General features: G+C 63.3%; 25 protein-coding genes. 11 read left to right on the forward strand and 14 right to left on the reverse strand.

Going from position 1 to position 23,091, the window contains the following annotated elements; genetic code table 11:
• Positions 1 to 109 precede the first annotated feature (109 nt).
• Positions 110 to 1,252 carry a GGDEF domain-containing protein gene (locus tag AC04PH_RS02615; protein WP_483064186.1) on the reverse strand — a complete coding sequence of 381 codons (1,143 nt, stop codon included), beginning with the start codon at positions 1,250 to 1,252 and terminating at the stop codon, positions 110 to 112.
• A 105-nt stretch (positions 1,253 to 1,357) separates the two neighbouring features.
• Positions 1,358 to 2,602 (reverse strand): MFS transporter, encoded by a 1,245-nt coding sequence (locus tag AC04PH_RS02620; protein WP_483064187.1) that lies wholly within the window; start codon positions 2,600 to 2,602, stop codon positions 1,358 to 1,360.
• 94 nt (positions 2,603 to 2,696) lie between these two features.
• On the opposite strand from AC04PH_RS02620, the gene zapE reads away from it, so the two are divergent.
• Positions 2,697 to 3,758, forward strand: a complete 1,062-nt coding sequence (gene zapE / locus AC04PH_RS02625) for a cell division protein ZapE (protein WP_483066136.1) — start codon at positions 2,697 to 2,699, stop codon at positions 3,756 to 3,758.
• Here zapE and AC04PH_RS02630 read toward each other — a convergent pair.
• The 6 genes from AC04PH_RS02630 to accD all read right to left on the reverse strand — a co-directional run bounded on the left by AC04PH_RS02630 (position 3,755) and on the right by accD (position 9,196).
• Positions 3,755 to 4,483, reverse strand: coding sequence for a LysM peptidoglycan-binding domain-containing protein (locus AC04PH_RS02630; protein ID WP_483064188.1), 729 nt, complete (start codon positions 4,481 to 4,483; stop codon positions 3,755 to 3,757). The genes zapE and AC04PH_RS02630 overlap by 4 nt on opposite strands.
• 204 nt (positions 4,484 to 4,687) lie before the next feature.
• The gene (locus AC04PH_RS02635) at positions 4,688 to 5,248 is read right to left on the reverse strand and encodes a hypothetical protein (protein WP_483064189.1); all 561 of its coding nucleotides are present in this window, start codon (positions 5,246 to 5,248) and stop codon (positions 4,688 to 4,690) included.
• Positions 5,248 to 6,183 (reverse strand): LysM peptidoglycan-binding domain-containing protein, encoded by a 936-nt coding sequence (locus AC04PH_RS02640; RefSeq protein WP_483064190.1) that lies wholly within the window; start codon positions 6,181 to 6,183, stop codon positions 5,248 to 5,250. The genes AC04PH_RS02635 and AC04PH_RS02640 overlap by 1 nt, the downstream gene beginning before the upstream one ends.
• Entirely contained in the window at positions 6,180 to 6,794 is a 615-nt protein-coding gene (locus AC04PH_RS02645; protein ID WP_483064191.1) for a rhodanese-like domain-containing protein, read from the reverse strand. The genes AC04PH_RS02640 and AC04PH_RS02645 overlap by 4 nt, the downstream gene beginning before the upstream one ends.
• A 130-nt stretch (positions 6,795 to 6,924) precedes the next feature.
• Positions 6,925 to 8,202, reverse strand: coding sequence for a bifunctional folylpolyglutamate synthase/dihydrofolate synthase (locus AC04PH_RS02650; RefSeq protein ID WP_483066137.1), 1,278 nt, complete (start codon positions 8,200 to 8,202; stop codon positions 6,925 to 6,927).
• 64 nt (positions 8,203 to 8,266) lie between these two features.
• Complete coding sequence (accD, locus tag AC04PH_RS02655; RefSeq protein WP_483064192.1) at positions 8,267 to 9,196, reverse strand: acetyl-CoA carboxylase, carboxyltransferase subunit beta; 930 nt, start codon at positions 9,194 to 9,196, stop codon at positions 8,267 to 8,269.
• Between the two features lie 146 nt (positions 9,197 to 9,342).
• Here accD and AC04PH_RS02660 point away from each other — a divergent pair, with 146 nt between their 5' ends.
• Entirely contained in the window at positions 9,343 to 9,732 is a 390-nt protein-coding gene (locus AC04PH_RS02660; protein ID WP_483064193.1) for a VOC family protein, read from the forward strand.
• An 85-nt stretch (positions 9,733 to 9,817) separates the two neighbouring features.
• Here AC04PH_RS02660 and AC04PH_RS02665 read toward each other — a convergent pair whose 3' ends face one another.
• Positions 9,818 to 10,081: a hypothetical protein gene (locus tag AC04PH_RS02665; RefSeq protein ID WP_483064194.1), complete on the reverse strand. Its 264-nt coding sequence runs from the start codon at positions 10,079 to 10,081 to the stop codon at positions 9,818 to 9,820.
• 227 nt (positions 10,082 to 10,308) lie between these two features.
• Here AC04PH_RS02665 and ilvD point away from each other — a divergent pair, with 227 nt between their 5' ends.
• The 6 genes from ilvD (at position 10,309) to AC04PH_RS02695 (ending at position 16,563) form a co-directional block, all read left to right on the forward strand.
• A complete protein-coding gene (gene ilvD, locus AC04PH_RS02670; RefSeq protein ID WP_483064195.1) occupies positions 10,309 to 12,066 on the forward strand; it encodes a dihydroxy-acid dehydratase in 1,758 nt (585 codons plus the stop codon).
• A 28-nt stretch (positions 12,067 to 12,094) separates the two neighbouring features.
• A complete protein-coding gene (locus AC04PH_RS02675) occupies positions 12,095 to 12,715 on the forward strand; it encodes a dihydroxy-acid dehydratase (protein WP_483064196.1) in 621 nt (206 codons plus the stop codon).
• A 51-nt stretch (positions 12,716 to 12,766) separates the two neighbouring features.
• The gene (locus tag AC04PH_RS02680; RefSeq protein ID WP_483064197.1) at positions 12,767 to 13,564 is read left to right on the forward strand and encodes a DUF6478 family protein; all 798 of its coding nucleotides are present in this window, start codon (positions 12,767 to 12,769) and stop codon (positions 13,562 to 13,564) included.
• Positions 13,564 to 13,953 (forward strand): hypothetical protein, encoded by a 390-nt coding sequence (locus tag AC04PH_RS02685; protein ID WP_483064198.1) that lies wholly within the window; start codon positions 13,564 to 13,566, stop codon positions 13,951 to 13,953. Before AC04PH_RS02680 ends, AC04PH_RS02685 begins: the two co-directional genes overlap by 1 nt.
• A 75-nt stretch (positions 13,954 to 14,028) precedes the next feature.
• Positions 14,029 to 14,454 carry an HIRAN domain-containing protein gene (locus tag AC04PH_RS02690; protein WP_483064199.1) on the forward strand — a complete coding sequence of 142 codons (426 nt, stop codon included), beginning with the start codon at positions 14,029 to 14,031 and terminating at the stop codon, positions 14,452 to 14,454.
• An 84-nt stretch (positions 14,455 to 14,538) separates the two neighbouring features.
• Positions 14,539 to 16,563 carry an FAD-dependent oxidoreductase gene (locus AC04PH_RS02695; RefSeq protein ID WP_483064200.1) on the forward strand — a complete coding sequence of 675 codons (2,025 nt, stop codon included), beginning with the start codon at positions 14,539 to 14,541 and terminating at the stop codon, positions 16,561 to 16,563.
• Positions 16,564 to 16,582: 19 nt separating this feature from the next.
• Here the strand turns inward: AC04PH_RS02695 and AC04PH_RS02700 are convergent, their stop codons facing one another.
• Entirely contained in the window at positions 16,583 to 17,314 is a 732-nt protein-coding gene (locus AC04PH_RS02700; RefSeq protein ID WP_483064201.1) for a class I SAM-dependent DNA methyltransferase, read from the reverse strand.
• A 240-nt stretch (positions 17,315 to 17,554) separates the two neighbouring features.
• On the opposite strand from AC04PH_RS02700, the gene AC04PH_RS02705 reads away from it, so the two are divergent.
• A complete protein-coding gene (locus AC04PH_RS02705) occupies positions 17,555 to 18,460 on the forward strand; it encodes a LysR family transcriptional regulator (protein WP_483064202.1) in 906 nt (301 codons plus the stop codon).
• 134 nt (positions 18,461 to 18,594) lie between these two features.
• On the forward strand, positions 18,595 to 19,332 hold the full coding sequence (locus tag AC04PH_RS02710) for a GGDEF domain-containing protein (protein ID WP_483064203.1): 738 nt from the start codon (positions 18,595 to 18,597) through the stop codon (positions 19,330 to 19,332).
• Positions 19,333 to 19,346: 14 nt separating this feature from the next.
• Here AC04PH_RS02710 and AC04PH_RS02715 read toward each other — a convergent pair whose 3' ends face one another.
• From AC04PH_RS02715 to AC04PH_RS02730, 4 genes are read right to left on the reverse strand one after another with little or no spacing between them, the layout of a single operon-like run.
• The gene (locus AC04PH_RS02715) at positions 19,347 to 20,294 is read right to left on the reverse strand and encodes an OmpA family protein (RefSeq protein WP_483064204.1); all 948 of its coding nucleotides are present in this window, start codon (positions 20,292 to 20,294) and stop codon (positions 19,347 to 19,349) included.
• Positions 20,295 to 20,307: 13 nt separating this feature from the next.
• Entirely contained in the window at positions 20,308 to 20,874 is a 567-nt protein-coding gene (locus tag AC04PH_RS02720) for a peroxidase-related enzyme (protein WP_483064205.1), read from the reverse strand.
• Positions 20,875 to 20,878: 4 nt separating this feature from the next.
• Positions 20,879 to 21,604, reverse strand: coding sequence for a GNAT family N-acetyltransferase (locus AC04PH_RS02725; RefSeq protein ID WP_483064206.1), 726 nt, complete (start codon positions 21,602 to 21,604; stop codon positions 20,879 to 20,881).
• Positions 21,601 to 22,332: a competence/damage-inducible protein A gene (locus AC04PH_RS02730; RefSeq protein ID WP_483064207.1), complete on the reverse strand. Its 732-nt coding sequence runs from the start codon at positions 22,330 to 22,332 to the stop codon at positions 21,601 to 21,603. The genes AC04PH_RS02725 and AC04PH_RS02730 overlap by 4 nt, the downstream gene beginning before the upstream one ends.
• A 40-nt stretch (positions 22,333 to 22,372) precedes the next feature.
• Between AC04PH_RS02730 and sfsA the strand changes: the two genes are divergently transcribed.
• Entirely contained in the window at positions 22,373 to 23,074 is a 702-nt protein-coding gene (sfsA, locus tag AC04PH_RS02735) for a DNA/RNA nuclease SfsA (RefSeq protein ID WP_483064208.1), read from the forward strand.
• Positions 23,075 to 23,091: the final 17 nt, after the last annotated feature.

Genomic DNA, 23,091 nt, shown 5'->3' on the forward strand with positions numbered 1-23,091 from the left:
CCGCGCAATACCGGGCAATATCCGGTGACATCAATCAAATGTCGGGCTTTCACCTGGAAAAAGGTCAACCCTGGTCCGTTTGGCAATTGCGGTGTGCGTTTCCCCGCAATCATGCGCTCGCCCGTCGAGCCGCGGACAATGCACCTTCCGCTGCCTGCGCAAATGGCGCGTAACCGTAGGCGACACAGTCCCGCCCCTTGGCCTTCGCTTCGTAAAGACACAGGTCGGTCTGCGACAGGAGGGCGTTGAAATCCTGATGTGATCGCGACCAGTTGACGCCGATGCTGATCGTCACGTCGATGTCTCCGGTGTCGATGCGCAGGGAGTTGGAGCCGACAGCACCGCAACACCGTTCTGCAATGGTTGCGGTCTGATGTGCGCTGACGTCAGGGAGGATGATCAAAAACTCGTCCCCGCCGATGCGCGCGAAGAGATCACTGGGCCGCAGACAGGCCGAGATACGCTCCTTGATCTTCAGGATCACCTCATCCCCGATCAGGTGGCCATAGGTGTCGTTGATCCCCTTGAAGTGATCGATGTCAAAGCACAGCATCGCAGTGCCGCGACTGGGCGTTTTCGGTTGTGCGAGCCGGTCATAGAGTTCCACCAACCGTCTGCGATTCAGGAGTTTGGTCAGCGGATCGGTCGATGCGGCTGATATCAGGTCAGAGGTCAGGGCGATCTGCTGCTTTTCGTAGATGATGAGGCTTCCGATCAGGATCGCACCCAGGAAGTTGAGTGGAACCAGAACGGGCGCTACATTTGTCATGAACCTGACCGCGATAGGTGTCGGCAGCAGGAAGGCGCTGACAAGCGTCAGGTTCACAGCGAACCCCAGCCAGAACAGCGCCAGCAGGTTCGAGGTCATCCGTGGCCGCACCCAGCGGGCCCAAACCATGCTGAGCATTGCCACCAGGGCGATGCCGCTGACACCGGCGACGGTACCCGCACCGCCCGACCATATCCGCGTGGCGATTGCCATCGCTGCCGCGATCCCGACGCCGATGGCCCCAAAAAACGCGCCGGCGAGGCCCACGATCAGGGTGCGAAGGTCGACGATCACGCCTTCGGCAAATTGCATCGGCGACAGGATCGCGAGCATCGCGGCGGTTCCCATCACGACGCCCATGGCGCAGTTTGCGGCCAGCGGCGTCGCCATGCTGCGCACGATGAAACCGTAGGAATAGGCAAGCACGATGGCGAGCACCACGGGATTTGCCACAATCATCACTTTGGGCCAGAGGTCTTCCATCGGTGTCACCTGTTCATCCGGTTGCGGAGACCCTAGGTGCAGAAGATGAGCGTAAACTTAAGATCGGCGTCAAATCGTGAAATTTTGACACATATCAGCGCGAATTCAGGCTGCGCGTGCCATGGGTGCCGGTCGATTTTCCCGAATTGGCAGGTGCACGATGGCGCTGAACGCCCCCACGGCCACGCCGACCCACCAGACATGGGTATAGGTGCCGTAGACATCATAGAGCCTGCCGCCCAGCCACACTCCCACGAACGACCCTAGCTGGTGCGAGAAAAAGACGATGCCGTAAAGCGTTCCCATGTAGCGCAGGCCGTAGAGATGCGCGACCAGACCGGAGGTCAGCGGCACAGTGGCGAGCCAGAGGCTCCCCATGGCGACGGAAAAGATGATGACCGAGGTGGGCGTGATCGGCATCAGGATGAAAACCGTCGCGACGATGGTGCGCCCGGTATAAATGCCCGCCAGTAGGTATTTCTTGGAATACCGCTTGCCGAGATACCCGGCGAAAAGCGTGCCGCCGATGTTGGCCAGACCGATCAGCGAAATCGCGACCGCACCCAGCGCGCTTGTCGTGCTGATACCCATTCCGTCAAGCATGCCACCCGGCATGATCGGTCCGCACATTTCCGTCACGAAGGCCGGGAAATGCGCGGTGATGAAGGCAAGCTGGTAGCCGCAGGAGAAGAAGCCGAGGAAGATCAGCGTGTAGGACGGGTCGCGAAAGGCGCGGATCAGGACCGTGCTCATGCTGTCCTGCAGCTGTGCCTTGTCGGCCGTGACCGGCGCGCGCATCATCGGCAGAACAAGCAGCACTGCCAGGATCATCCCGGCGAAAGTCACGAAGGTCATTTGCCACGTCATGAAGGTCAGGAAATATTCCGCCAGCGGCGCGCCGAAGACCTGCCCGGCAGAGCCCGCCGCTGTCGCGATCGCCAATGCCATGGAGCGGTTTTCGTCCGAAGCGGCACGGCCCACGACAGCGAGGATCACGCCAAAACCGGTCCCCGCGATCCCGAACCCCACCAAAACCTCATAGGCCTGGTGGGCGAGCGGCGTTGTGGCCCCGGACGACAGCAGCAGACCGGCAGCATAGCACAGCGCACCGACGATGATTGCCTTGCGGTCGCCGATCTTTTCCGCAATTGCGCCGAAGATCGGCTGACCGATCCCCCAGGCAAGGTTCTGTATCGCGATGGCGAGCGAAAAATCGGCTCGCAGCCAGCCGAATTCTTCGGCGATGGGAATCTGGAAAACCCCGAACGACGCCCGAATGGCGAACCCCGTCATGATGACGATGCAGCCGGCGATCAGCACCGGCGTGATCAGGGGCGCCTTGTGTTCCATCCCGCACATTGATGCGATTGCATCGGGCGCGTCAATCCATGCCTGTCGGGGGCAGGGCATTGCCATGCCCCGACAGTTTGACCACGATGCGCCCATGACGATGACAGCGATCTACGAAAAAGCCGTCGCCGACGGCACCTTGCGCGCCGACCCCGCGCAGGAGGCGGTTCTGCCCGAGCTGGAACGGATCCGTGCCGGGCTGGCCGCGCCGGTGAAGACCGGTTTCTTTCGCAAAGCCCCGGAGCCTGTGAAGGGGCTGTATATGTGGGGTGGCGTGGGGCGCGGCAAATCGATGCTGATGGACCTGCTGTTCGGGGCTGTCGACTCGCCAAAGCAGCGCCGCCACTTTCACGCTTTCATGCAGTGGGTGCACGCGGAAATGGCCAAGGCGCGCAAGCAGGGCGTGGACGACGCCATCGCCCCGGTCGCCAAGGCGTTGGCCGACGAGGTCCGCTTTCTGGCGTTCGATGAAATGCAGATCACCGACATCACCGATGCGATGATCGTGGGGCGGTTGTTCGAGGCGCTTTTCGCCGCCGGTGTCACGGTTGTGACCACGTCGAACCGGGTGCCGGACGACCTATACAAGAACGGGCTGAATCGACAGTTGTTCACACCCTTCATAGCACTTTTGAAAGAGCACATGGTCGTGCATGAACTGACGTCGGATACCGACTACAGGCAGGGCCGGCTGTCTGGCAGCGAGACGTATTTCACACCCGTCAACGCCGCGGCGAAAGCCGCCATCGACGCGATCTGGAATGACCTGACCGGCGGCACGTCGGAACCGCTGGTGCTGCGGGTGCAGGGCCGCGACGTGACGTTGCCGGGCTATCAGAACGGCGTGGCGCGCGCGCCGTTCTATGACTTGTGTGGCAAGGCGCTGGGGGCGGCCGACTATCTGGCGCTGGCCGAAGCGGTGCGGGTGCTGGTACTGACCGACATCCCGACGCTGTCGCGCTCCAACTTCAACGAGGCGAAACGGTTCGTCACGCTGATCGACGCGCTTTACGAGGGCAAGGTCCGGCTGATCTGTTCGGCGGCGGCGCCACCGGAAATGCTCTACCTCGAAGGCGAAGGAACGTTCGAGTTCGAACGCACCGCCAGTCGTCTGCGAGAGATGCAGGCGGATGACTGGCCGAAACGGGGCGGTTAGCGCGTCGGAATAATCAGCACCTGGCCCGGTGCCAGCCGGTCGGCTGCGGGCAGTGTCAGCGCATTTGCGATCAGCAGGTCCTCGGCGCGGGTGGCATCGCCAAGCAGGCGCTGCGCGATACCCGCGAGGCTGTCGCTTTCCGTCACCTGATAGATCGCTTGTGCACCATCCCAGGAAATCGCGCTGTGGTTCCGCAAGTCGGGCGCTGCCGGTGCAGGCTGTCCGGCCACGATCCCGGCCTGCACGATGATGGATTGCAACAATGCAGCCGTGTCGACAGCGCCATCGGCGCGCACCAGCACATCCGGCACAGTCATGCCCGCATCGCGCGCCGCGGTGTTGATGTAAGTGTCGATCTTGGCATCCGACCAGCGCGCCTGCAACATCCGCAGCACATCCAGCTCAAGACGGGTCTGCGGGCCCCGGGAAGACGCGGACAGATCGCTGATCTTCTCTGGTGTCATCCCCACACCGACCAGAACGTTTGCCACGGTGGTCGCAAGGGGGTCGCGGCTGACGGCGATGGCAGGCGCAGCGGCGGGCCGTGCAAAGTCGCCAAGCGTGATCTGACGCGGCAGGGCCAGCGCATCATCCGATCCCGAGCGGCTGACGTCCGCCTGCGGAACAGGCAGCGCAGAGCGACGTCCGTCGTCCGCAGGCCGTGTGACGATATAGGCGCAAAGAGCGACGGCGAACACGAATAGGCCAAGAACAAAGCGGATCATTTCAAAAACGGCTTTCTTTCAGAACAGGTCGCGCGGCAGGGCGGCGCGGGGCCATGTGCGGACCCCCGGGAATATGTGGATTGCAGAAACAAGAAGACAGGCCGAAGCCCGCCCCCTCGCCCTGCCAAGGTCTGTGGAATAAGGGGCTTTGTCCGCCTCTGTCCCGTTGCGGCGAATCTATGTCGCAAAGTGATTCGGGGTCAATCACAATGATTCGCCTTTCTGCATTTTGCTGAGCGGTGCCGCCGCCGTGCAGCCCGCTGCGGCCGGTCGCGTCGTCGCGATCAGCGGTGTGTCCGGTGCGATGCTGCTGGCGCGGATATAGACACCGTCGACGCAGATATCCTGCGCATAGCTGCCGACGTTGAAACCGAAACCCGGCACGCCGCAATTTTTCACCTGGCCATCGGCATTCCAGCCTTGGCTATCGGGGCTGCGGAACTGCCCGCCGGTAGGAAAGGTCATCGTTGCGGGCACAAAGCGCAGATACCACGTCGTCGTCGGTCCGGCCTCTGCCTTGTCCCACGTGCCCAGCAGGCGTCCTTCGTGATAGCCCGCGATCTTGAACCGGGTCACGTCGTCCTCGGTGACGACCGGCTGGGCCATGGCCCTGTCGGGCACGGTCATCTGACCGGTCATGGTGTAGCCGTTTGCGCCGATCCAGCAGATATGCAGATCAGCCGCCACAGTCATGGTGCCGGTCGCACAGCAGACGACCGACAGGATCGCGGTCCGGATCGCCGACAGGCACCGACGGTCGGGCATCAGACGTTGGGAATGCGCAGGCGCTGCCCGATCTGGATCTTGTCGGGCGCAGGGATGATGTCGCGGTTCGCCTCGTAGATGCGGCCATAGGCACCGGTGCTGCCGTAGAATTGCAGCGCGATGTAGGCAAGGCTGTCACCGCTTTCCACGGTGTAGTACCGTGCGCCGTTCACGACTTCCGTCTGGGCCGAGGATGCCTCGAACGCGCGGCGGCGCAATTCGGCGGCAGCAGCGATTTCCTCTTCGCTGCCACTTTCAAGCGACCGCTGGACCAGATCGAACAGCATCGTCTGGGAATCGACGACACCATCGGCATTTGCCACGGAGTCCGGCAATTCGATTTCACCGCTTGCGACGGCCTCTGTCAGCAGGTCCTCCAGCTTCACGACGGCGCTGGGTGCGTTGCGCGATGCCAGCGCAATCCGCGACTCGCCGTTGTCCCCTTCGTTGGTGACGTCATAAAGGCCCGCGACGATCCCTTCGGTCAGCATCCGCACCTGATTGCGGTTCGCGGCGGCGATCGCCTCTGCCACCTTTTCCTCCTGTGACCGGGTGTCGGTCGCGGCGGCGACAGGTTGCACGGTTTCGGTCAGTGCGGACGTGGCCGTCGGGATCGCGGCGAGGGCGGAACTGGCCGATGGGATGCTGGCCGCGGCGGTGACCGGTTCAGGTATCGCCGCCGGTGCAGGTGCGGTGACCGGCTGCGCGGGTACAGCCAGCAGGGCCGGGGCCGCGTTACGGGTCACCGTGTCCTGCTGCATCTGCATCATTTGCGTCGCAAGGGCCGTCATCATTTCGGTCTGCGCCGCCTGCCGCGACTGCATCACAAAGACCGCCCCTGTCGCGCCAAGTGCGAATGTCACGGCGCCGACCGCGATGGCCCAGGGCAGGGCCGACGACCGGCGTGTCTCTCTGATCGGTCCTGCTGTGCTCATGATGATGCTCCCTCTGCATTCAGTCCGACGGCGGTCCATACCTGCATGCCGCCGCGATAATATTTGATCTTGTTGGCGGGATATCCCGCGGTGATGATGGATTGGATGAACCTGGCCGCGTCCTGTGTCGTCGGTCCGTCGTCGAAGACCACGATATCGAGCGCGTCGGAGAAGTTGAGCGATCCGTCCAGTGACCGCGCGCCCATCGCGACAAGGATATCCGGCAAAAGCGCGTTGTCCGGCGATATCAGCGTGTGCGGCACGTTGATGGATGTCGGCAGATACGCGACGGCCCGATCCGCGGGCAGGCGACTGTCGATCAGGAGGCCACTTCCGTCGGCCACGGCGCTGGTGACGAAGGCGATCACTTCCGCCTCGCCGATGGTCGCGACACCCTCTGCCGCCGCATGGGGCGCAAGACAGAAATCGGCACAGTCTGACGGCAGATGGTAGAGCGCGGCCACGGCACCTGCATTGACGGTCGGGGCCTGTGTGATGGACATCGGCTGGCCGTCATAGACGAAGGCGACGTTGACGGTGTCCTGTGCGCCGACATGCGACGCGATATAGATGCCGGTCAAAGCGATGGCCGCGGTAACGCGCGATTTCATGCCGATCCCCCAATCAGACTTACTACATATTGACCGAAAGGCTGGCAGGCCCGGCGTCTATAGTAATTTCGGCAAGATATAGCGCATGACTGATTCGCGGGTCAAACCAAAACGAATCAGTGCGGGAAATTTATACGGGCTGATTCGTGCGGATCACGTCACCCGCTAGATAGAGCGATCCGCAGATCAGGATCCGGGCGTTCGGCGTCGCCGTCGTGATCGCCCGGATCGCGTCTGGGACGTCCGCGGCGATCTGCGACGGCAATCCGACCTTGGCCGCGATGCGCGCAGTTTCCTCGGCAGATAGTGTCGCTGCCTCACCGGGGATCGACACTGCGGTCAGGCTTTGCGCGACCTCTGCCAGCGGGGCGAGGTATCCGGCGATATCCTTGGTGTTGAGCATGCCACAGATCAAATGCGTGGGTCGTGGCGGCTGCGCCTGCAAGGTCGCGGCAAGCGCCTGACCTGCGGCCGGATTGTGCCCCCCGTCAAGCCAGAGTTCCGCAGGCGCGGCAAGATCGGCCAGCACGCCCGCGCGCAGCCGCTGCATCCGTGCGGGCCAGCTGACCTGCGTCATCGCGGCGGTGCAGGCATCCTCACCACGGCCCAAAAGACGCAACGCGGCGATGGCGGCCCCTGCGTTCATGATCTGGTGCGGGCCGGGCAGGGCGGGCAGTGGAAGGTCGAGCAGACCCGCCTCGTCCTGAAAGACCAGCTGGTCGCGTTCGGTCATGACATGCCAGTGCTGCCCATGCGCCTGCAACGGTGCGGCGTGTCGGGCGGCCACGGCCTCGATCACGTCCATCGCCTCGTCACGCTGGGGGCCGACGACGCAGGGCACGCCACGCTTGATGATCCCTGCCTTTTCGCCCGCGATGGCGGTCAATGTATCGCCGAGATAGCTTTGGTGATCGAGATCGACTGGCGTGATGACAGTCAGCGCGGGCTTCGCGATCACATTCGTGGCGTCCAGCCGCCCGCCAAGGCCCACCTCCAGCAAGGTGTAGTCGGCAGGTGTTTCGGCAAAGGCGAGGATCGCGGCGACGGTCGTGATCTCGAAATAGGTGATGGGTTCGTCACCGTTGGCGGCATAGCAGCGATCCAGCACCTCGGTCAGTGCGGGTTCGGTGATCAGCGTTCCGGAAAGGCGGATTCGTTCATGGAACCGCGCCAAGTGCGGAGAGGTATAGGCATGGACCCGCGCCCCCGATGCCTCCAGCCCCGCGCGGATCATCGCCTGCGTCGATCCCTTGCCGTTGGTCCCGGCGATATGGATCACCGGCGGCAACCGGTCTTGCGGATTGCCCAACCTGTCCAGCAGCCGCCAGACCCGGTCGAGCGTGAGGTCGATGATCTTTGGGTGCAGCGCCATCATGCGCGCAAGGATCTGGTCGGATGTCACAGCCATCATGGGCTTTCACTGGTGCGAAAAGAACAGGACGCAGCGGGGGCGTCAGCCAGCCCGCGAAGCATCAGGTTGCGGGTGCGGCCTTTCCGGTGTCGGGCGTTGCCTTGGCGTCCCCGGGGGCGGGTAGATCGCCGCGCACCTGCGGCTCCATCCCCATCAACATGCGGATGATGGTCACCAGTTCCTCTTTCAGCGCATTGCGGGGCGTTACCCGGTCCAGCATGCCGTGATCCAGCAGATATTCCGCGCGCTGGAACCCCTCGGGCAGTTTTTCCCCGATCGTCTGTTCGATCACGCGCGCCCCGGCAAAGCCGATGAGCGCATTGGGTTCGGCGATCTGCACGTCGCCCAGCATCGCGTAAGACGCGGTTACGCCGCCGGTCGTCGGGTGGGTCAGCACGACGATATACGGCAGTCCGGCCTCTTTCAGCATTTGCACGGCGATGGTCGTGCGCGGCATCTGCATCAGGCCCAGAATGCCTTCCTGCATCCGCGCGCCACCGGCTGCGGAAAACAGCACCAGCGGGCGACCCAGGTCGATGGCGCGTTCGGCGGCGGCGATGATCGCGTTGCCGACATACATCGACATCGACCCGCCCATGAACGAAAAGTCCTGCACGGCGGCGACGATGGGCGTGCGCCCGATCTCGCCCTCGGCCACAAGCATCGCGTCTTTTTCGCCGGTTTTTTTGCGGGCGTCGCGAATGCGGTCGGTGTATTTCTTCTGATCGCGGAAATGCAGCGGGTCGGTCACCGGTTCCGGCACCGCGACCTCTTTGAACACACCATTGTCGAACAGCGCGGTCAGCCGCTCGCGCGCACCGATGGGCATGTGGTGGCCGCAGTTGGTGCAGACGTTCTGGTTGTCGCTGAGTTCGCGGTGAAACAGCATCGTGCCGCAGTCTTCGCACTTCGACCACAGGTTTTCCGGCACCTCGCGGCGCGAGAACAGCGAGTTGATGGTCGGGCGGACGTAGTTCGTGATCCAGTTCATGCGAAACCTCTGCGATGTTGATCCAGAGATATGCGGGCCGGAGGGCGATTGCAAATGCCCGTTACCTGAACGGCAAAGTCGGATAGGTTGGCCGCATACCGGAAGAATGCCTGCACATATTGCGCTGACTTGAGGGGTGCCACAGCATGATCGACGCCTTGAAAGAGCTGGAAGTGCTGACCTTGTTCGTCAGTGATCTGGCACCATCGCGCGCGTTCTACACCGACGTTTTCGGGTGTCGCGTCGTTTTCGAAGATGACGTGTCGGCTGTCGTGTCGTTCGGATCGTTGATGATCAACCTTCTCGACCGCGGTGAAGCCACCGACCTTGTAAAGCCAAGGCCCGTCGCGACGGGCGACACCGCCGCTGCAATGTTGCTGACGGTCAAGGTTTCGGACGTCGATTCTGTCATTTCGGAACTGGCCGACCATGGGGTCGGTCTGCTCAACGGTCCGACGGATCAGGACTGGGGGCGAAGAACCGCCGCCTTCGCCGATCCGGATGGGAATGTCTGGGAGATCGCCCAAGAAATCTAGGCTAGTTTATCGCGAGATAAAGCCGCGCAGAAAAGCGCCGCCGCCAAAGCAAGGCGACGGCGCGTCAAATGCCGGGTGATGGCAATTATTCGGAAGGTGCCGCTTCTTCTGCCGGTGCGGCCTCCTCTGCAGGTGCAGCCTCTTCGCTGGCAGGCGCGGTGATGTCGACATCGATCGTCGCACCTTCGCCACCGCCGCCGATCATGCCGGTGCTGAAGGCATAGACGCCGCCGACGACAAGGACCAGCAGGATGCCGATCAGTAGCCAGCTTGCACCGCCGCCGCCACCGGTCGTCACGACCGTCGTCTCGCGTGTATGGGTGCTTTGCTCTTTGTTTTGGTCAGCCATTTTTCGTCTCCGGTATTTATCCGGCGCGTTGTGTCGACCGAAATTCGCCTTTGATCGCTACGCCGGGTTTCTTGACCTGAGAACGCCCGTCTGTCCGAAGGGTTGCGTGTGTTTTGGCCGATTTCGACATGGCCGCCGCATCAGGGCGTGAATCCGCCCAAATGCCTTGTCACGCGCCGAGGGCTTATTTAGACCCGGTTCAACAGTTTTTCGTGAAAGGCCGCCCCATGTCCCGTGTCGATAAATCAAGACTTCCCAGCCGTCATGTGACCGAAGGGCCCGCGCGTGCGCCGCACCGGTCCTACTTCTATGCGATGGGTCTGGATGAAGAGGCGATCGCCCAGCCTTGGGTCGGCGTGGCGACCTGCTGGAACGAGGCCGCACCCTGCAACATCGCCCTGAACCGTCAGGCGCAATCGGTCAAGCTGGGCGTGAAAAAAGGCATGGGCACGCCGCGCGAATTCACAACCATCACCGTGACCGACGGCATCGCCATGGGTCACGAGGGCATGCGGTCGTCGCTGGCTTCGCGCGAGGCGATTGCCGACACGGTCGAACTGACGATGCGTGGCCACTGCTATGACGCGCTGGTGGGGCTGGCGGGCTGCGACAAATCCCTGCCGGGCATGATGATGGCGATGGTGCGCCTGAACACACCGTCCGTGTTCATGTATGGCGGCTCGATCCTGCCGGGCAAGGTGCCGACAGGGGCCGACGTGCCAGCCGATTTCGCCAGCCGCGACCTGACCGTGCAGGATATGTTCGAGGCCGTGGGCCGCCATCAGGCGGGTGAGCTGTCGGATGCCGCGCTGGAAATCCTCGAACGGGTGGCCTGCCCGTCGGCCGGGGCCTGCGGTGGGCAGTTCACCGCCAACACCATGGCCTGCGTGTCAGAGGCGATTGGTCTGGCGCTATTCAATTCCTCCGGTGCACCCGCGCCCTATGAATCCCGCGATCAATATGGCGTCGCATCCGGCGAGGCGGTGATGAACCTGATCGCCAGGAACATCCGCGCCCGCGATATCGTCACCCGCAAATCACTGGAAAACGCGGCCCGTATCGTGGCCTGTACGGGCGGGTCGACCAATGCCGGTCTGCACCTGCCCGCCATCGCGCACGAGGCCGGGATCGACTTCGACCTGTCCGACGTCTGCGAGATATTCAAGGACACGCCCTATTTCGTCGATCTGAAACCGGGCGGCCAGTACGTCGCTAAGGACCTTTACGAGGCTGGCGGCCTGCCTGTCGTAATGAAGGAGTTGCGCAAGGCGGGTCTGATCCACGAGGATTGCATGACCGCATCGGGCCGTATGGTGGGCGAGGAGCTTGACCGGATCAAGGGCGAACCCGACGACAAGGTCATCTACCATATCGACAGCCCGCTGACGAAAACCGGTGGTGTCGTGGGCCTCAAGGGCAACCTTGCCCCCGAAGGGGCTATCGTGAAGGTCGCCGGTATGGCCACGCAGGAACAGTATTTCCAGGGGCCCGCCCGCGTGTTCGAGAGCGAGGAAGACGCATTCGCCGCCGTCAAGGCCCGCGCTTACGAGGAAGGCGAGGTCATCGTGATCCGCAACGAAGGCCCCGCAGGCGGTCCCGGCATGCGCGAGATGCTGGCGACGACGGCAGCCCTGTCCGGTCAGGGTATGGGCAAGAAGGTGGCGCTGATCACCGACGGGCGCTTCTCGGGCGCGACACGCGGGTTCTGTGTGGGTCACGTGGGACCGGAGGCCGCACACGGCGGCCCCATCGCGCTGATCCGGAATGGCGATGTCATCTCGCTCGACGCGGTCAACGGCACGATCACGGTCGATCTGACGGAAGAGGAGCTGGCCGCCCGCAAGGATGAGTGGAAAGGCATGAAACCCACGATCTACGCCTCCGGCGCGCTGTGGAAGTTCGCAAAACTCGTCGGCTCGACCCGGCTGGGGGCCGTCACGCATCCCGGCGCAAAGGAAGAGCGTCACATCTACATGGATCTCTGACGTCGTGCCGGGGTTCCGCAAGACCGCGATGGCACTCGGTGCCGCGCTAGCGCTGGCGGGCTGCGCCGGGGCTTTCTCGCTTTCCGGGATCGGCGCGGGTTCGCCCGTGCCCGCGCTGGTGCTGCGCGACGGGGCCGTCGCCGTCGCGGGACCCGCAGGTTATTGCGTGGCTCCGGGGGCGAGCAGTGCCACGGCGGGGTTCGCCCTGATCGCGGCCTGCGATGCGATCTCAGGCGGCCCGGTGCGCCCTGCGCTGAACGGTCTGATCACGGCGCAGGTCGGAACAGAGGCGACGGCGACCGTCGCCGGGCAGGAAGGCGCGATGCAGGCGTTTCTGGAGTCCGCAGCTGGTCAAAGCCTGCTCAGCCGCGCGGGGTCGAGCGAGACGATCACCCTGCATCGCGCCGAAAGCTCTGCCAACCGCGTCACCGTCGTGTTCGACGATACCGCACCAGAGCCGTTCCCCGGGTTCCAGTCCCGGCAGTGGCGGGCCTTTCTGGATGTGAACGGGCGGCTCGTGACCCTGTCGGTGCGTGGCCTCGCAGCAGAGCCCCTGTCCGACAGCGCCGGGCGCGCACTTCTCAACCGGACGGTGGATGCGGTGCGATCTGTGAACACCGCTACTGCGGGTGCCGCCAGCGACGGATAATTGTTTTCTTTCCGTCAACAGTTTGGCAGTTAGGATTATCGTTACGACAGAATGGACAGGAAACTGGGGCGCAGCGTGGCACATCGGGGTTCGGAATTGATGGAACGGCTGCTGCATACCCGCACCCTTGCGCGCTGGTCGCAGCATGCCGCGAAGGCTCCGACCGCCGAACTGGAGGCCCTGCGCCTGCAACGCCAGCGGGCGCGTCAGCTGCGCAGCAGGCTCGATACCGTGATGCATGTTGCCGACAGTCGGCTGGCGCTGCCGCGCGTCGGATCGAATGCGTTCGACCGCCCGCCCGGCACCCAGTGGAGCTGGCGACCGAACCTGTGGCGCGGGTCGCTGGGCCGTAAAGGCTATGCCGCCGTCGACAACAAGACGAAGCTGGGCGAGGCCATCACGATCTTCCACGACTGCAAGTCGAGCGAAATCACCCTGCGCCAGTTGCGCAATGGTCGCGAGGAAGACCTTGCCCCGTTCGGACTACGCATGGACGTGCTGAACTTTGACGGCGGTTTCCTGTCGCTGGTCGTCGATCTGCCGCTGGACGCCGCCGCCGGGGTGTCGCGCCGCCACGTCATGCGGCTCAACGCCATCCTGCAGCTTGAACGCCGGATCGAGGTATTCGCCCGCCTCAACATCAAACACGGCCCGAACACCGAACAGATCGTCGCCGAACTGCCCACCGACACACCGGATGTCATGGTCGAATTCGATCTGGCCTATGCCGACATCAACGAACAGCGGGTCGAACGGCTGTGGCTCGATCTGATCTTCGAGGGCCCTGCGATGAATCAGGTCACTCTGCGCGATCTGACCCTGTGTCGGTATCCAAGGGCGGAACTCTGATGGCGAAAACAACGAAGTCCGTCACGCTCAAACTGACCAAGACGCGAATGACCGCCGGCGTCTGGCAGGGCATCCTGACGGGCGCGGGCAAGACCGAACCGGTGCTGACCGTACGTCATCAGGATACGCTGGTCCCCGGCATTACCCTGACCGCGGCGGAAAAGGCGGGCACTTGGCAGGTCGAGGTGCCGGTGCCCGCGACGCTGATCGCCGATGGTGTCCAGACCTTCGTGATCGTGGACGAGGCGACAGGCGATACGCTAGCGAGCTTTGCTTTGCTCGCGGGCGAGGGTCTGGCCGAGGATATCCGGGCGGAGATGGATTTGCTGCGCGCGGAACTGGATATGCTGAAACGTGCATTTCGCAGGCATTGCGCCGAAACCGGCTGACTCTTTCTGCTTGACGCAGCGGTAGGCGAAAGTTATCGCCACCGGCTCGCGCAGACAGCAAGGGAGGGTGCGATTATGTTACGATTTGACCGACGCGCTTTTTTGACGGCGCTTGCCGCCACTGTCGTCTTGCCGATCAAAGCACGCGCCAAGGCGGCGCAACCCGTGATGAAAGTGGCGATTGCAGGCACTGCATATTACGACTTCGGGAAGGTGATGAACACCTTGGCGGCAGGGCAGCGACTGGAGTTGCGACGCGAGGCCGACAACCGCTACGATGCCAACGCCATCGAAATGTTGACCGAGGACGGAACAAAGCTGGGCTACGTGCCTCGCAAGGCCGCTGCGGTTCTGGCAGAACGGCTGGACGCGGGCGATACCCTGCAAGCCGAAATCACCGGCTTTGTCGGCCATGACGAATGTGGGTATGTGACGCTGCCGGATGATCTCGTGTTTACCGGGGTTATGGGTGGTGATCCCGTGATCACACTGTCCGCCTGAAAAATCCCGGCGCTGACGCCGCGTTGATGATGACGCGCGCGTCAGCTTTCGGCAGAGTGCCCGCAATCAGACAGGAGTGCCGCCATGACCACTTATCCGCATCTTCTCGCCCCGCTCGATCTGGGTTTCACGACGCTGAAGAACCGGGTGCTGATGGGGTCGATGCATACCGGGCTGGAAGAAACGAAAGACTGGAACCGCGTTGCGGAATTCTATGCCGCGCGCGCCCGCGGCGGTGTGGCGCTGATGGTCACCGGCGGCATGGCCCCCAATCGCGAGGGCGGCGTATTTCCCGGTGCTGCGGGCCTGTTTTCCGACCAAGACATCGCCAACCACCGGGTCGTCACCGACCGCGTGCACGACGCAGACGGCAAGATCGCGATGCAGATTTTGCACGCGGGCCGCTATGCCTACTCGCCTGAGTGTGTAGCCCCGTCGCCGGTGAAATCCCCGATTTCGCCGTTCCCACCCAAAGAGTTGGACGCCGACGGTATCGAGAAACAGATCGCCGACATGGTCACCGCCGCCGCCCGCGCGAAGGAGGCGGGCTATGACGGGGTCGAGGTGATGGGGTCTGAAGGATATTTCCTCAATCAATTTCTTGTCACTCATACCAACAAGCGCGAGGATGAGTGGGGTGGCGCTTACGAAAACCGCATGCGCCTGCCGGTCGAGGTCGTGCGCCGCGTGCGCGAGGCTGTGGGGCCTGAGTTCATCATCATCTACCGCCTGTCGATGATCGACCTCGTGCCGAACGGATCGACCTGGGCCGAGGTGGTGCAACTTGCCAAAGCCATCGAAGCCGCCGGTGCCACCATCCTGAACACCGGTATCGGCTGGCACGAGGCGCGGATTCCGACCATCGCCACCTCCGTTCCGCGCCGGGCTTTCACATGGGTCACGAAGAAGCTGATGGGGGAGGTGTCGATCCCGATCATCACCTCCAACCGCATCAATACCCCGCAGGTGGGCGAGGACGTGCTGGCCGACGGTTGCGCCGATATGATCAGCATGGCGCGGCCTTTCCTCGCCGATCCCAATTTCGTCGCCAAAGCACAGACGGGCCGGGCCGAGACAATCACGCCCTGCATCGCCTGCAATCAGGCTTGTCTGGATCACACCTTCGGCGGCAAGCTGTCGTCCTGTTTGGTGAATCCCCGTGCCTGTCACGAAACCGAATTGGTGATTGAGAAGGCCGACACCCCTAAAGCGGTCGCCGTCGTCGGCGCGGGACCTGCAGGTCTCGCCGCTGCCCTGACCTGTGCAGAGCGGGGCCACACGGTCACACTGTTCGACAAGGCCGATGCCTTGGGCGGGCAGTTGAACATGGCCAAGCAAATCCCGGGGAAAGAGGAATTCTGGGGGCTGGTCGACTATTACAACACCGCCGTGACCGAGACCGGGATCACGGTGAAGCTGGGGCAGGCGGCGGATGTCGCCGCGCTCAAGGACTTCGACGAGGTGATCGTCGCCACCGGCGTTCTGCCGCGTGACCCGGAAATCCTAGGTCAGGACGGTGACAACGTGCTGTCCTATATCGACGTGCTACGCGGCAAGGCCGAGGTCGGCAAGCGCGTCGCGATCATCGGTGCGGGCGGGATCGGGTTCGATGTCGCTGAATTCCTCGTGACCGACGATAGCCCGACAGAAGACCTCCAGGCGTGGCTGGAAGAATGGGGCGTAGCTGACCCGGAAGAACATCGCGCCGGTCTCGCCCCCGAAGGCCCGCAGCCCGATCCTGCGGTGCGTCAGGTCACGCTGCTCCAGCGCAAGGCGCAGAAACTGGGCAAGGGGCTGGGAAAGACCACCGGCTGGATCCACCGCGCGGGCTTGCAGATGAAAGAGGTGCAGATGACCGGCGGCGTGAACTATGAAAAGATCGACGCCGACGGCCTGCACGTCACCTTCGGCAAGGAGCGCGAGAACCCGACCCTGATCGCCGTGGACAACGTGATCCTCTGCGCCGGGCAGGTGCCGGAACGCAGCCTGGCCGACGAATTGATCGCTGCTGGCCGCACACCGCATGTGATCGGCGGCGCGGATGTGGCCGCGGAACTGGACGCCAAACGCGCGATTGATCAGGGGACCCGGCTGGCGGCAACGCTGTAGGTCGGCGAGCAGGGGCCGCTCAATCCCGGCGTTTGCGCCAGACCGAGACATGGGCGGTGCTGTCTTTCGTGAACTTCGATTTGTCCCAACCGCTCCAACGCGATTCCAGCGTCAGTCCGGCGATCCGTGCCATGAGGTCAAGTTCGGATGGCCAGGCATAGCGGAACGGCACCGAATTCACCCGGTTGCCGTCCGCGCCGATATGCAGGTGGTGCGACTGATACCTCTGGCTGACCACGTCGAATGTGTCGATGCCCCAATGCTGATCGGTACAGTCGAACGCGCACATCGTTTCGCCCATCGGAATTTTCTGCAAAGGCGGCACCAGCGTTTCGATGACGAAGCAGCCGCCCGGAACAAGATGCTGCGCTGCATTTTCGAAGCAGGCAACCTGCGCATCCTGCGATGTCAGGTTATCAATGGTGTTATAGACGAGATAGACAAGCGTGAATGTCCGCTCCAGCCGTGTCGTGATCATATCGCCGCGCGCAGTCTTGATCCGGTGGCCGTCCGGCTTTCCATGTAACTGCGTCAGCATGGCTTGTGACAGTTCAATCCCATGGACGTCGACCCCGCGCGCAGCAAGCGGCAGGGCCACACGACCGGTTCCGATTGCAAATTCCAGTGCCGGTCCGGACCCGGCGAGGTCTGAAAGGGTTGCGACCATCTGCCGGACCTCGGCGGTATCGCTGCCGCCGTGGACCGCATCATAGATGGCCGCGATGTCGCTGTCGAAATGATTGGTCGTCATAACTCTCTCCTTTCCCCGTAGGAAATGCGCACTGCTTGTGTAGCCCAAGCGCAGGTGGTTAACGGCATCGAAATTTGCCGAATTGCAGACTTTCCTGTTGGTCGATCCAGGTGCTGCCCTGTTTCGCCTGTCGCAACAGTCACCCGCATTACCCCGCAATTGTCAGGCATCCGCCCCATTCGTGTCCGATTTGACCGGCAAACAGTCCATCAACGAGAGCAGTAGTGTTGAGGACCGCGAATGGATCGCCTGACTGAAATGGAAGCCTTTGCCACGGTGGTGGATCAGGGCGGATTTACCGACGCGGCCAAGAAGATGGGGATCTCCAAATCCGCCGTCTCCAAGCATGTGTCGTCGCTGGAGGCGCGGCTGGGTGCCCGTCTGCTGAACCGCACGACCCGCCGCGTCAGCCCCACGGAGATTGGTCTGGCCTACTACGACCGCGCCCGCCGCGTGCTGAATGACGCGGGAGAGGCGGATGCACTCGTCACCTCCATGCAATCGGCTCCGTCCGGCCTCTTGCGGATTTCGGTGGCGACGGACTTTGGTGTGAACCACCTGTCGCCGGTGCTGGGCGATTTCCTGACGGAATTTCCCGATATCACGGTCAACATGGTGCTCAACAACCGCTATGTGGAACTGATTTCCGAAGGTTTCGACATGGCCGTGCGTATCGGCGAGCTGGAGGACAGCACCCTGCGCGCCCGCAAGCTCACCGAAACCACGAAACGCATGATCGCCAGCCCGAAGTATTTCGAGGAATACGGACGCCCCGAAAAGATCGACGATCTGAACGAACACAAGCTGCTGCACTATTCCAACCAGGCCAATTCCGCAGTCTGGAAGCTGACCGCGCCATCGGGTGAAAAGCGCCAGGTGCGCACGGCGGGCTGGCTGACGGTGAACGACGGGCAGTCGTTGCTGAACGCCTGCGTCGGGGGCCTCGGCATCGCCTACCTGCCCAGCTTTCTTTATGCCGACGCGATGAAATCCGGTCTGGTCGAAGAGGCGATCCCCGATCTGCCGGTCGAAACGCAAGGCATCTATGCGGTCTATCCGCCGGGGCGGTTTACCCAGCCCAAGGTCCGCGCGTTTATCGACTATCTCGTGCATACGCTGGCCGACAAGGGCCCGGACGTCTGGTAACCCGTCACACATTTTCCCCGAGGTGCACCGCACCCGACTGACGCAGCCCACAGTGGCTGCGTTTTTTTGTGTCCTTAAGAGTGTCGAAACAGGTTCCGTTTAGGCTCTTTCGCAGTTCCATGTGAAAGTGATCGATGCGGCGCGTAATTGAGTTTCTGACACCGGACACCGCGCGGCAGGCCCTGGTCGGGATTGCCGCAAGCCTGATCGCGATCACGCTGGTCAATCTGCTGTTCCACAGTCTGCCCAACGTTCCGGGCTGGCCGGTCGCCCTCATCATCTGCAACGCGGTCTTTACCGGTACGCCGTTCGTCGCCCTGTTCTTTATCGTGTCCCTGCGGCAAATCGCGATCCTGCGTGACCTTTCGCTGCGGTCCCGCAAGGATGGGCTGACCGGGCTGAACAACCGCTACACGTTCCTTGATCTTGCGCAGCGCCGCCTGCGCGATGCCCCGACATCGGTTCTGCTTTTGCTCGACGCCGATCATTTCAAACGGATCAACGACACTTATGGCCATGCGGTGGGCGATACCTGCCTTGTCGCGATCGCGCGGCACGTTTCGTGGAATTTGCGGGCTGACGACGTCGCCGGGCGCGTCGGTGGAGAGGAGTTTGCCGTGCTGATCTCGGGCGTGACCATCGCGCAGGCGCGCGCCATCGGGGAACGGCTGGTGCGCCCGATCCCGTTTCGGGGCGGCGATGATCATCCCCACCTGAGCGTGACTCTCTCTGTCGGCGCGGTGTCGACGGCGCATGAAACGTCCCTCGACCGGCTGTTAATTCAGGCGGACGAGGCGCTTTATGCCGCCAAGGCCGCTGGCCGCGCATGCCTCAAGACGTGGTGCGAAGTATCGGAAGCAACGGCGGCCTGAACACTCTTTGCACGTCACTGTGTCGCGGTGACGATCACCTCGACCCGGCGGTTTGCCTCCCGGCCTGCGTCCGTCCGGTTGTTCGCCACCGGCGACAGGTATCCCATCCCCTGCGCCTCGACCTGATCGCGCGACACGCCATAGGCGGTGACAAGCCGTTCCAGCACCGATCCCGCACGCCGCTTCGACAGGCTGATATTGCCGTCGAGTGAACCCGAGGAATCGGTATGCCCGACCAATGCGACCGTCAGGTCCGGGTTGGCCAGAAGGTGATCGGCCAGGTCCTGCAACGCGGCGGACGGTGCATCCGACAGTTGCGCCGACCCGGTCGCAAACCGCAGGTCGTGCAGGATTGCCCGGCCCTGCTGCGTCAACGCCTGTGCCAACGTGAGCGGCTCGCCGGCGGCGGGGGTATCGGGCGTATCGTCACGCAACACCGGCCCGGACGAGGCAGGCACCACCGGTGCGGCGTCTTCCGGCCCGATCTGCACGATGTGGATATAGCCTGCGCGCCCGCCGCGACTGACCAGGATGGCGATGTGCTGCGCGTTTTCCGCGGACGCCTGCCGTGCCGCGAAATACCGGAAATCGCCCAGGTCCACCTGCATCGCGGGCGGGGCCGCAAGGTCGAGCGCAAAGCGGAAATCAAACCCGCCACAGGCGTCGGTGTCACAGCGAAACATCTCTTCATATCCCGCCGCCAATAGCTGACGCCGCAGGGGTGCGATCATTTGCAAAGTCGTCAGACCGACGGCCGGCACGCGCCAGACCGACCTGCGGACCGCACCTTCGACGTGCAGTGCGGGCAGGTCGCCCTGCCATGCTCCGGTCGCGATGGCATAGCTGTCGGGGCTTTGCACCGTTTCCAGTTGCAGCACCGCGTTTCCGGGCAGGGCTAGGTCCTGCGCAGCAGCGGGCAACGCCAGCCCACAGGCCAGCGCGGCGCAAAGGCGCCTGATCATCCGGTCTGCCCGCTCATCGCGCCTGACTGTGGTAGGCATCGTTCGGGCGCATGTCTGTGGCCGACGCGATACGGTTCGACATATTGTAGAACCCCACGACCGATGCGATGTCCCAGATGTCGCGGTCGCTGAACCCGACTTTGCGCAACGCGTCGCGGTCGGCTTCTGACGTCTTGGCGCTAGCCACCGTCACGTTTTCCGCAAAGGTCAGCATCGCCGTCTGCCGCGGGTCCAGATCGGCGGCCCGCCAGTTCATCACCAGCGCCTCGCCCAGCATCGGATCGCCCGACAGCTTGCGCACCGCCGCGCCATGCGCCGTCAGGCAATAATAGCATTTGTTGATCGACGACACGACGACCGCGATCATCTCGCGCTCCAGCTTGCTCAGGCCAGACTCCCCCAGCATCAGGTCGTTGTACATCGCCGTAAAAGCGTTCAGCTTGTCGATATCGAAGGCGTAGGCGCGCAGTACGTTCGGCACCATGCCCAGCTTGTCCTGACAGATATCGAAATACTTTTGCGTCTCTGGCGGCAGCGGGTCGACGATCGGCAGGTCAAGCGCGGTGGGGCTGTCTGTCACGGTGTCAGTCCTGTTTGATGCGATAGTGATACTGTCCCACAACCTGCATCCCAAGTGAAGTATAGAGCGCATTGGCCGCCACGTTCGCCTGCGTGGTTACCAGCGTCAGAAATTCCGCCTCCTGCTCTGCCGCCCAGAACGCCGCCGCCCGTGTCAGGTGCCGCGCATGACCCTGACGGCGCGATCCCGCAGCGACTTCCAGCGCGTGGATCATCGCACAGCCATGCGCCATCCCGACGAACGCCGTCCCGGCGGGTCTGTCATTCAATCGGCCCAGCAGGGTGGTCTTGGGATGCGGCGCGCGGTCCATCACCGCGAGGCGCCCCGGCCCGATGCCACCATCGGACCAGATGTCGATCTGCACCTGCAACGGCGGCCAAACCGCAAAGCTGGTCACGGGCGGAGGACGTTCGGTGGCGATATCCGTTGTGCGCGCGGCGTAGAGGACGGAGGCATCGCGGACAATAAATCCGGCGTCAGCCAGCAGGCCGTCGAGCCGATCCTGCCCGCCGCGCACCGAAAAGATCGGCGGTTGGTCTAGCGCCCGCATCGCGTTCTCCGCCTCTGCAAGATCGGCGGCAGTCACGTTCTCGCCCGTGGAAGCGGCGCTCACCCGGCTTCCACCGCCGCGCCCTTCGAGGATCGTCCAGGGGCCGATGCGCTGTATCGCCGCCGCGCGCCATGTGGCCGCGATCACGTCAAAGACCGTGTCGGCGTCGGGTAGTGTCATGCAAAGATCGCCTGCAGCGTTCTCATCGCGTCATCCAGCCGCGCCGCATTATTGCCCCGCACGACGATGTTGGCCCCGTAAACGCCATCCTTCTGGAACGGATACGACCCGACAGAAAGGTCCGCGTGGCCCTGCGCGAAATCCGCCAGCGGCCCGGCGATATCGCCTTCGCCGCGCACGACGCGCAGGGACCGCGACAGCAACGGCGCGCCCCCGGTCAGGGTCGGCAGCACAGAAGCGACCATCGCCTGAAACACCGACGGCACGCCTGCCATCACATGCACGTTGCCCAGCTTGAATCCCGGTGCCGTGCTGACCGGGTTGTCGATCAGCGTCGCGCCATCAGGGATACGCGCCATGCGCAGGCGGGCCGCGTTCAACTCCTGTCCGGATTTATCGTAGTGCGCCTGCAACAACGCGCGTGCGTCGTCGCGCACGTCAATCGGCGCGTCAAAGGCCGCCGCGATGCAATCCGCGGTGATGTCGTCATGCGTCGGGCCGATACCGCCGCTGGTGAAGACATGGTCGTAAGACTTCGACAGTGCCTTGACCGCGTCGATGATCGCGTCGCGGTCGTCGGACACGACCCGCACCTCGCGCAGGTCGATCCCGGCCTCGGTCAGTCGACCCGCCAGATGGTGCGTGTTGCCGTCGCGCGTGCGCCCCGACAGGATCTCGTCGCCGATCACCAGCATGGCGGCGGTCGGGTTGGGCTTTGGGTCGGTCATGGGTTTCTCCGCTCGGGTCATCGTGGTTATAGATCGTCCCATGCAGTTTGCCACGCCCCTTGTCCCCGCCCGCCTGATCCGGCGCTACAAACGGTTTCTTGCAGATGTGACGCTGGCGGACGGTACAGAGGTCACGGCCCATTGCGCCAATCCCGGTTCGATGATGGGACTGGCGGAACCCGGCACGAAAATCTGGCTGGAACCCAACGACGACCCGAAGAAGAAGCTGAAATTCGGCTGGCGGCTGGTCGATCACGAAAACGGCCATTTCACCGGTGTTGATACCTCCGTCCCCAACCGCGCGCTGAAGGCCGCTTTGCTGGCGCATCAGGTGCCGGGGCTGACCTACGATCTGGTCTGGCCAGAGGTGAAATACGCCGACAATTCCCGCATCGACTTTCTGCTGACGGGGCAGGGCCGGGATACCTATGTGGAGGTGAAAAGCGTCACGCTGTCCCGCCAGCCGGGCCTTGCCGAATTCCCCGACAGCGTGACCGCACGGGGTGCAAAGCATCTGGCGGACCTTGCGCGCATGGTGGGTGAAGGGCACCGCGCCGTCATGTTCTACCTCGTGCAGCGCACCGATTGCAGCCGCGTCACCCTCGCCGCCGATCTCGACCCCGCCTATGCTGCGGCCTTCACGCAGGCGCGTGCGGCGGGCGTTCAGGTGCTGGCCTTCGACTGCGCGATCAGCCCCGGAGGCATCACCCTGCGGGGCGCGCTGCCATTCACGGAGGCCTGACCACTGGTTTTACGCGG

It is taken from the genome of Yoonia sp. KMU-150, from assembly GCF_056858355.1.

Coding starts and splice junctions, on each gene's coding strand:
- AC04PH_RS02615 (WP_483064186.1), bottom strand. CDS start 1,252: ATGGAAGACCTCTGGCCCAAAGTGATGATTGTGGCAAATCCCGTGGTG.
- AC04PH_RS02620 (WP_483064187.1), bottom strand. CDS start 2,602: ATGGAACACAAGGCGCCCCTGATCACGCCGGTGCTGATCGCCGGCTGC.
- zapE (WP_483066136.1), top strand. CDS start 2,697: ATGACGATGACAGCGATCTACGAAAAAGCCGTCGCCGACGGCACCTTG.
- AC04PH_RS02630 (WP_483064188.1), bottom strand. CDS start 4,483: ATGATCCGCTTTGTTCTTGGCCTATTCGTGTTCGCCGTCGCTCTTTGC.
- AC04PH_RS02635 (WP_483064189.1), bottom strand. CDS start 5,248: ATGCCCGACCGTCGGTGCCTGTCGGCGATCCGGACCGCGATCCTGTCG.
- AC04PH_RS02640 (WP_483064190.1), bottom strand. CDS start 6,183: ATGAGCACAGCAGGACCGATCAGAGAGACACGCCGGTCGTCGGCCCTG.
- AC04PH_RS02645 (WP_483064191.1), bottom strand. CDS start 6,794: ATGAAATCGCGCGTTACCGCGGCCATCGCTTTGACCGGCATCTATATC.
- AC04PH_RS02650 (WP_483066137.1), bottom strand. CDS start 8,202: ATGGCTGTGACATCCGACCAGATCCTTGCGCGCATGATGGCGCTGCAC.
- accD (WP_483064192.1), bottom strand. CDS start 9,196: ATGAACTGGATCACGAACTACGTCCGCCCGACCATCAACTCGCTGTTC.
- AC04PH_RS02660 (WP_483064193.1), top strand. CDS start 9,343: ATGATCGACGCCTTGAAAGAGCTGGAAGTGCTGACCTTGTTCGTCAGT.
- AC04PH_RS02665 (WP_483064194.1), bottom strand. CDS start 10,081: ATGGCTGACCAAAACAAAGAGCAAAGCACCCATACACGCGAGACGACG.
- ilvD (WP_483064195.1), top strand. CDS start 10,309: ATGTCCCGTGTCGATAAATCAAGACTTCCCAGCCGTCATGTGACCGAA.
- AC04PH_RS02675 (WP_483064196.1), top strand. CDS start 12,095: ATGGCACTCGGTGCCGCGCTAGCGCTGGCGGGCTGCGCCGGGGCTTTC.
- AC04PH_RS02680 (WP_483064197.1), top strand. CDS start 12,767: ATGGACAGGAAACTGGGGCGCAGCGTGGCACATCGGGGTTCGGAATTG.
- AC04PH_RS02685 (WP_483064198.1), top strand. CDS start 13,564: ATGGCGAAAACAACGAAGTCCGTCACGCTCAAACTGACCAAGACGCGA.
- AC04PH_RS02690 (WP_483064199.1), top strand. CDS start 14,029: ATGTTACGATTTGACCGACGCGCTTTTTTGACGGCGCTTGCCGCCACT.
- AC04PH_RS02695 (WP_483064200.1), top strand. CDS start 14,539: ATGACCACTTATCCGCATCTTCTCGCCCCGCTCGATCTGGGTTTCACG.
- AC04PH_RS02700 (WP_483064201.1), bottom strand. CDS start 17,314: ATGACGACCAATCATTTCGACAGCGACATCGCGGCCATCTATGATGCG.
- AC04PH_RS02705 (WP_483064202.1), top strand. CDS start 17,555: ATGGATCGCCTGACTGAAATGGAAGCCTTTGCCACGGTGGTGGATCAG.
- AC04PH_RS02710 (WP_483064203.1), top strand. CDS start 18,595: ATGCGGCGCGTAATTGAGTTTCTGACACCGGACACCGCGCGGCAGGCC.
- AC04PH_RS02715 (WP_483064204.1), bottom strand. CDS start 20,294: ATGATCAGGCGCCTTTGCGCCGCGCTGGCCTGTGGGCTGGCGTTGCCC.
- AC04PH_RS02725 (WP_483064206.1), bottom strand. CDS start 21,604: ATGACACTACCCGACGCCGACACGGTCTTTGACGTGATCGCGGCCACA.
- AC04PH_RS02730 (WP_483064207.1), bottom strand. CDS start 22,332: ATGACCGACCCAAAGCCCAACCCGACCGCCGCCATGCTGGTGATCGGC.
- sfsA (WP_483064208.1), top strand. CDS start 22,373: ATGCAGTTTGCCACGCCCCTTGTCCCCGCCCGCCTGATCCGGCGCTAC.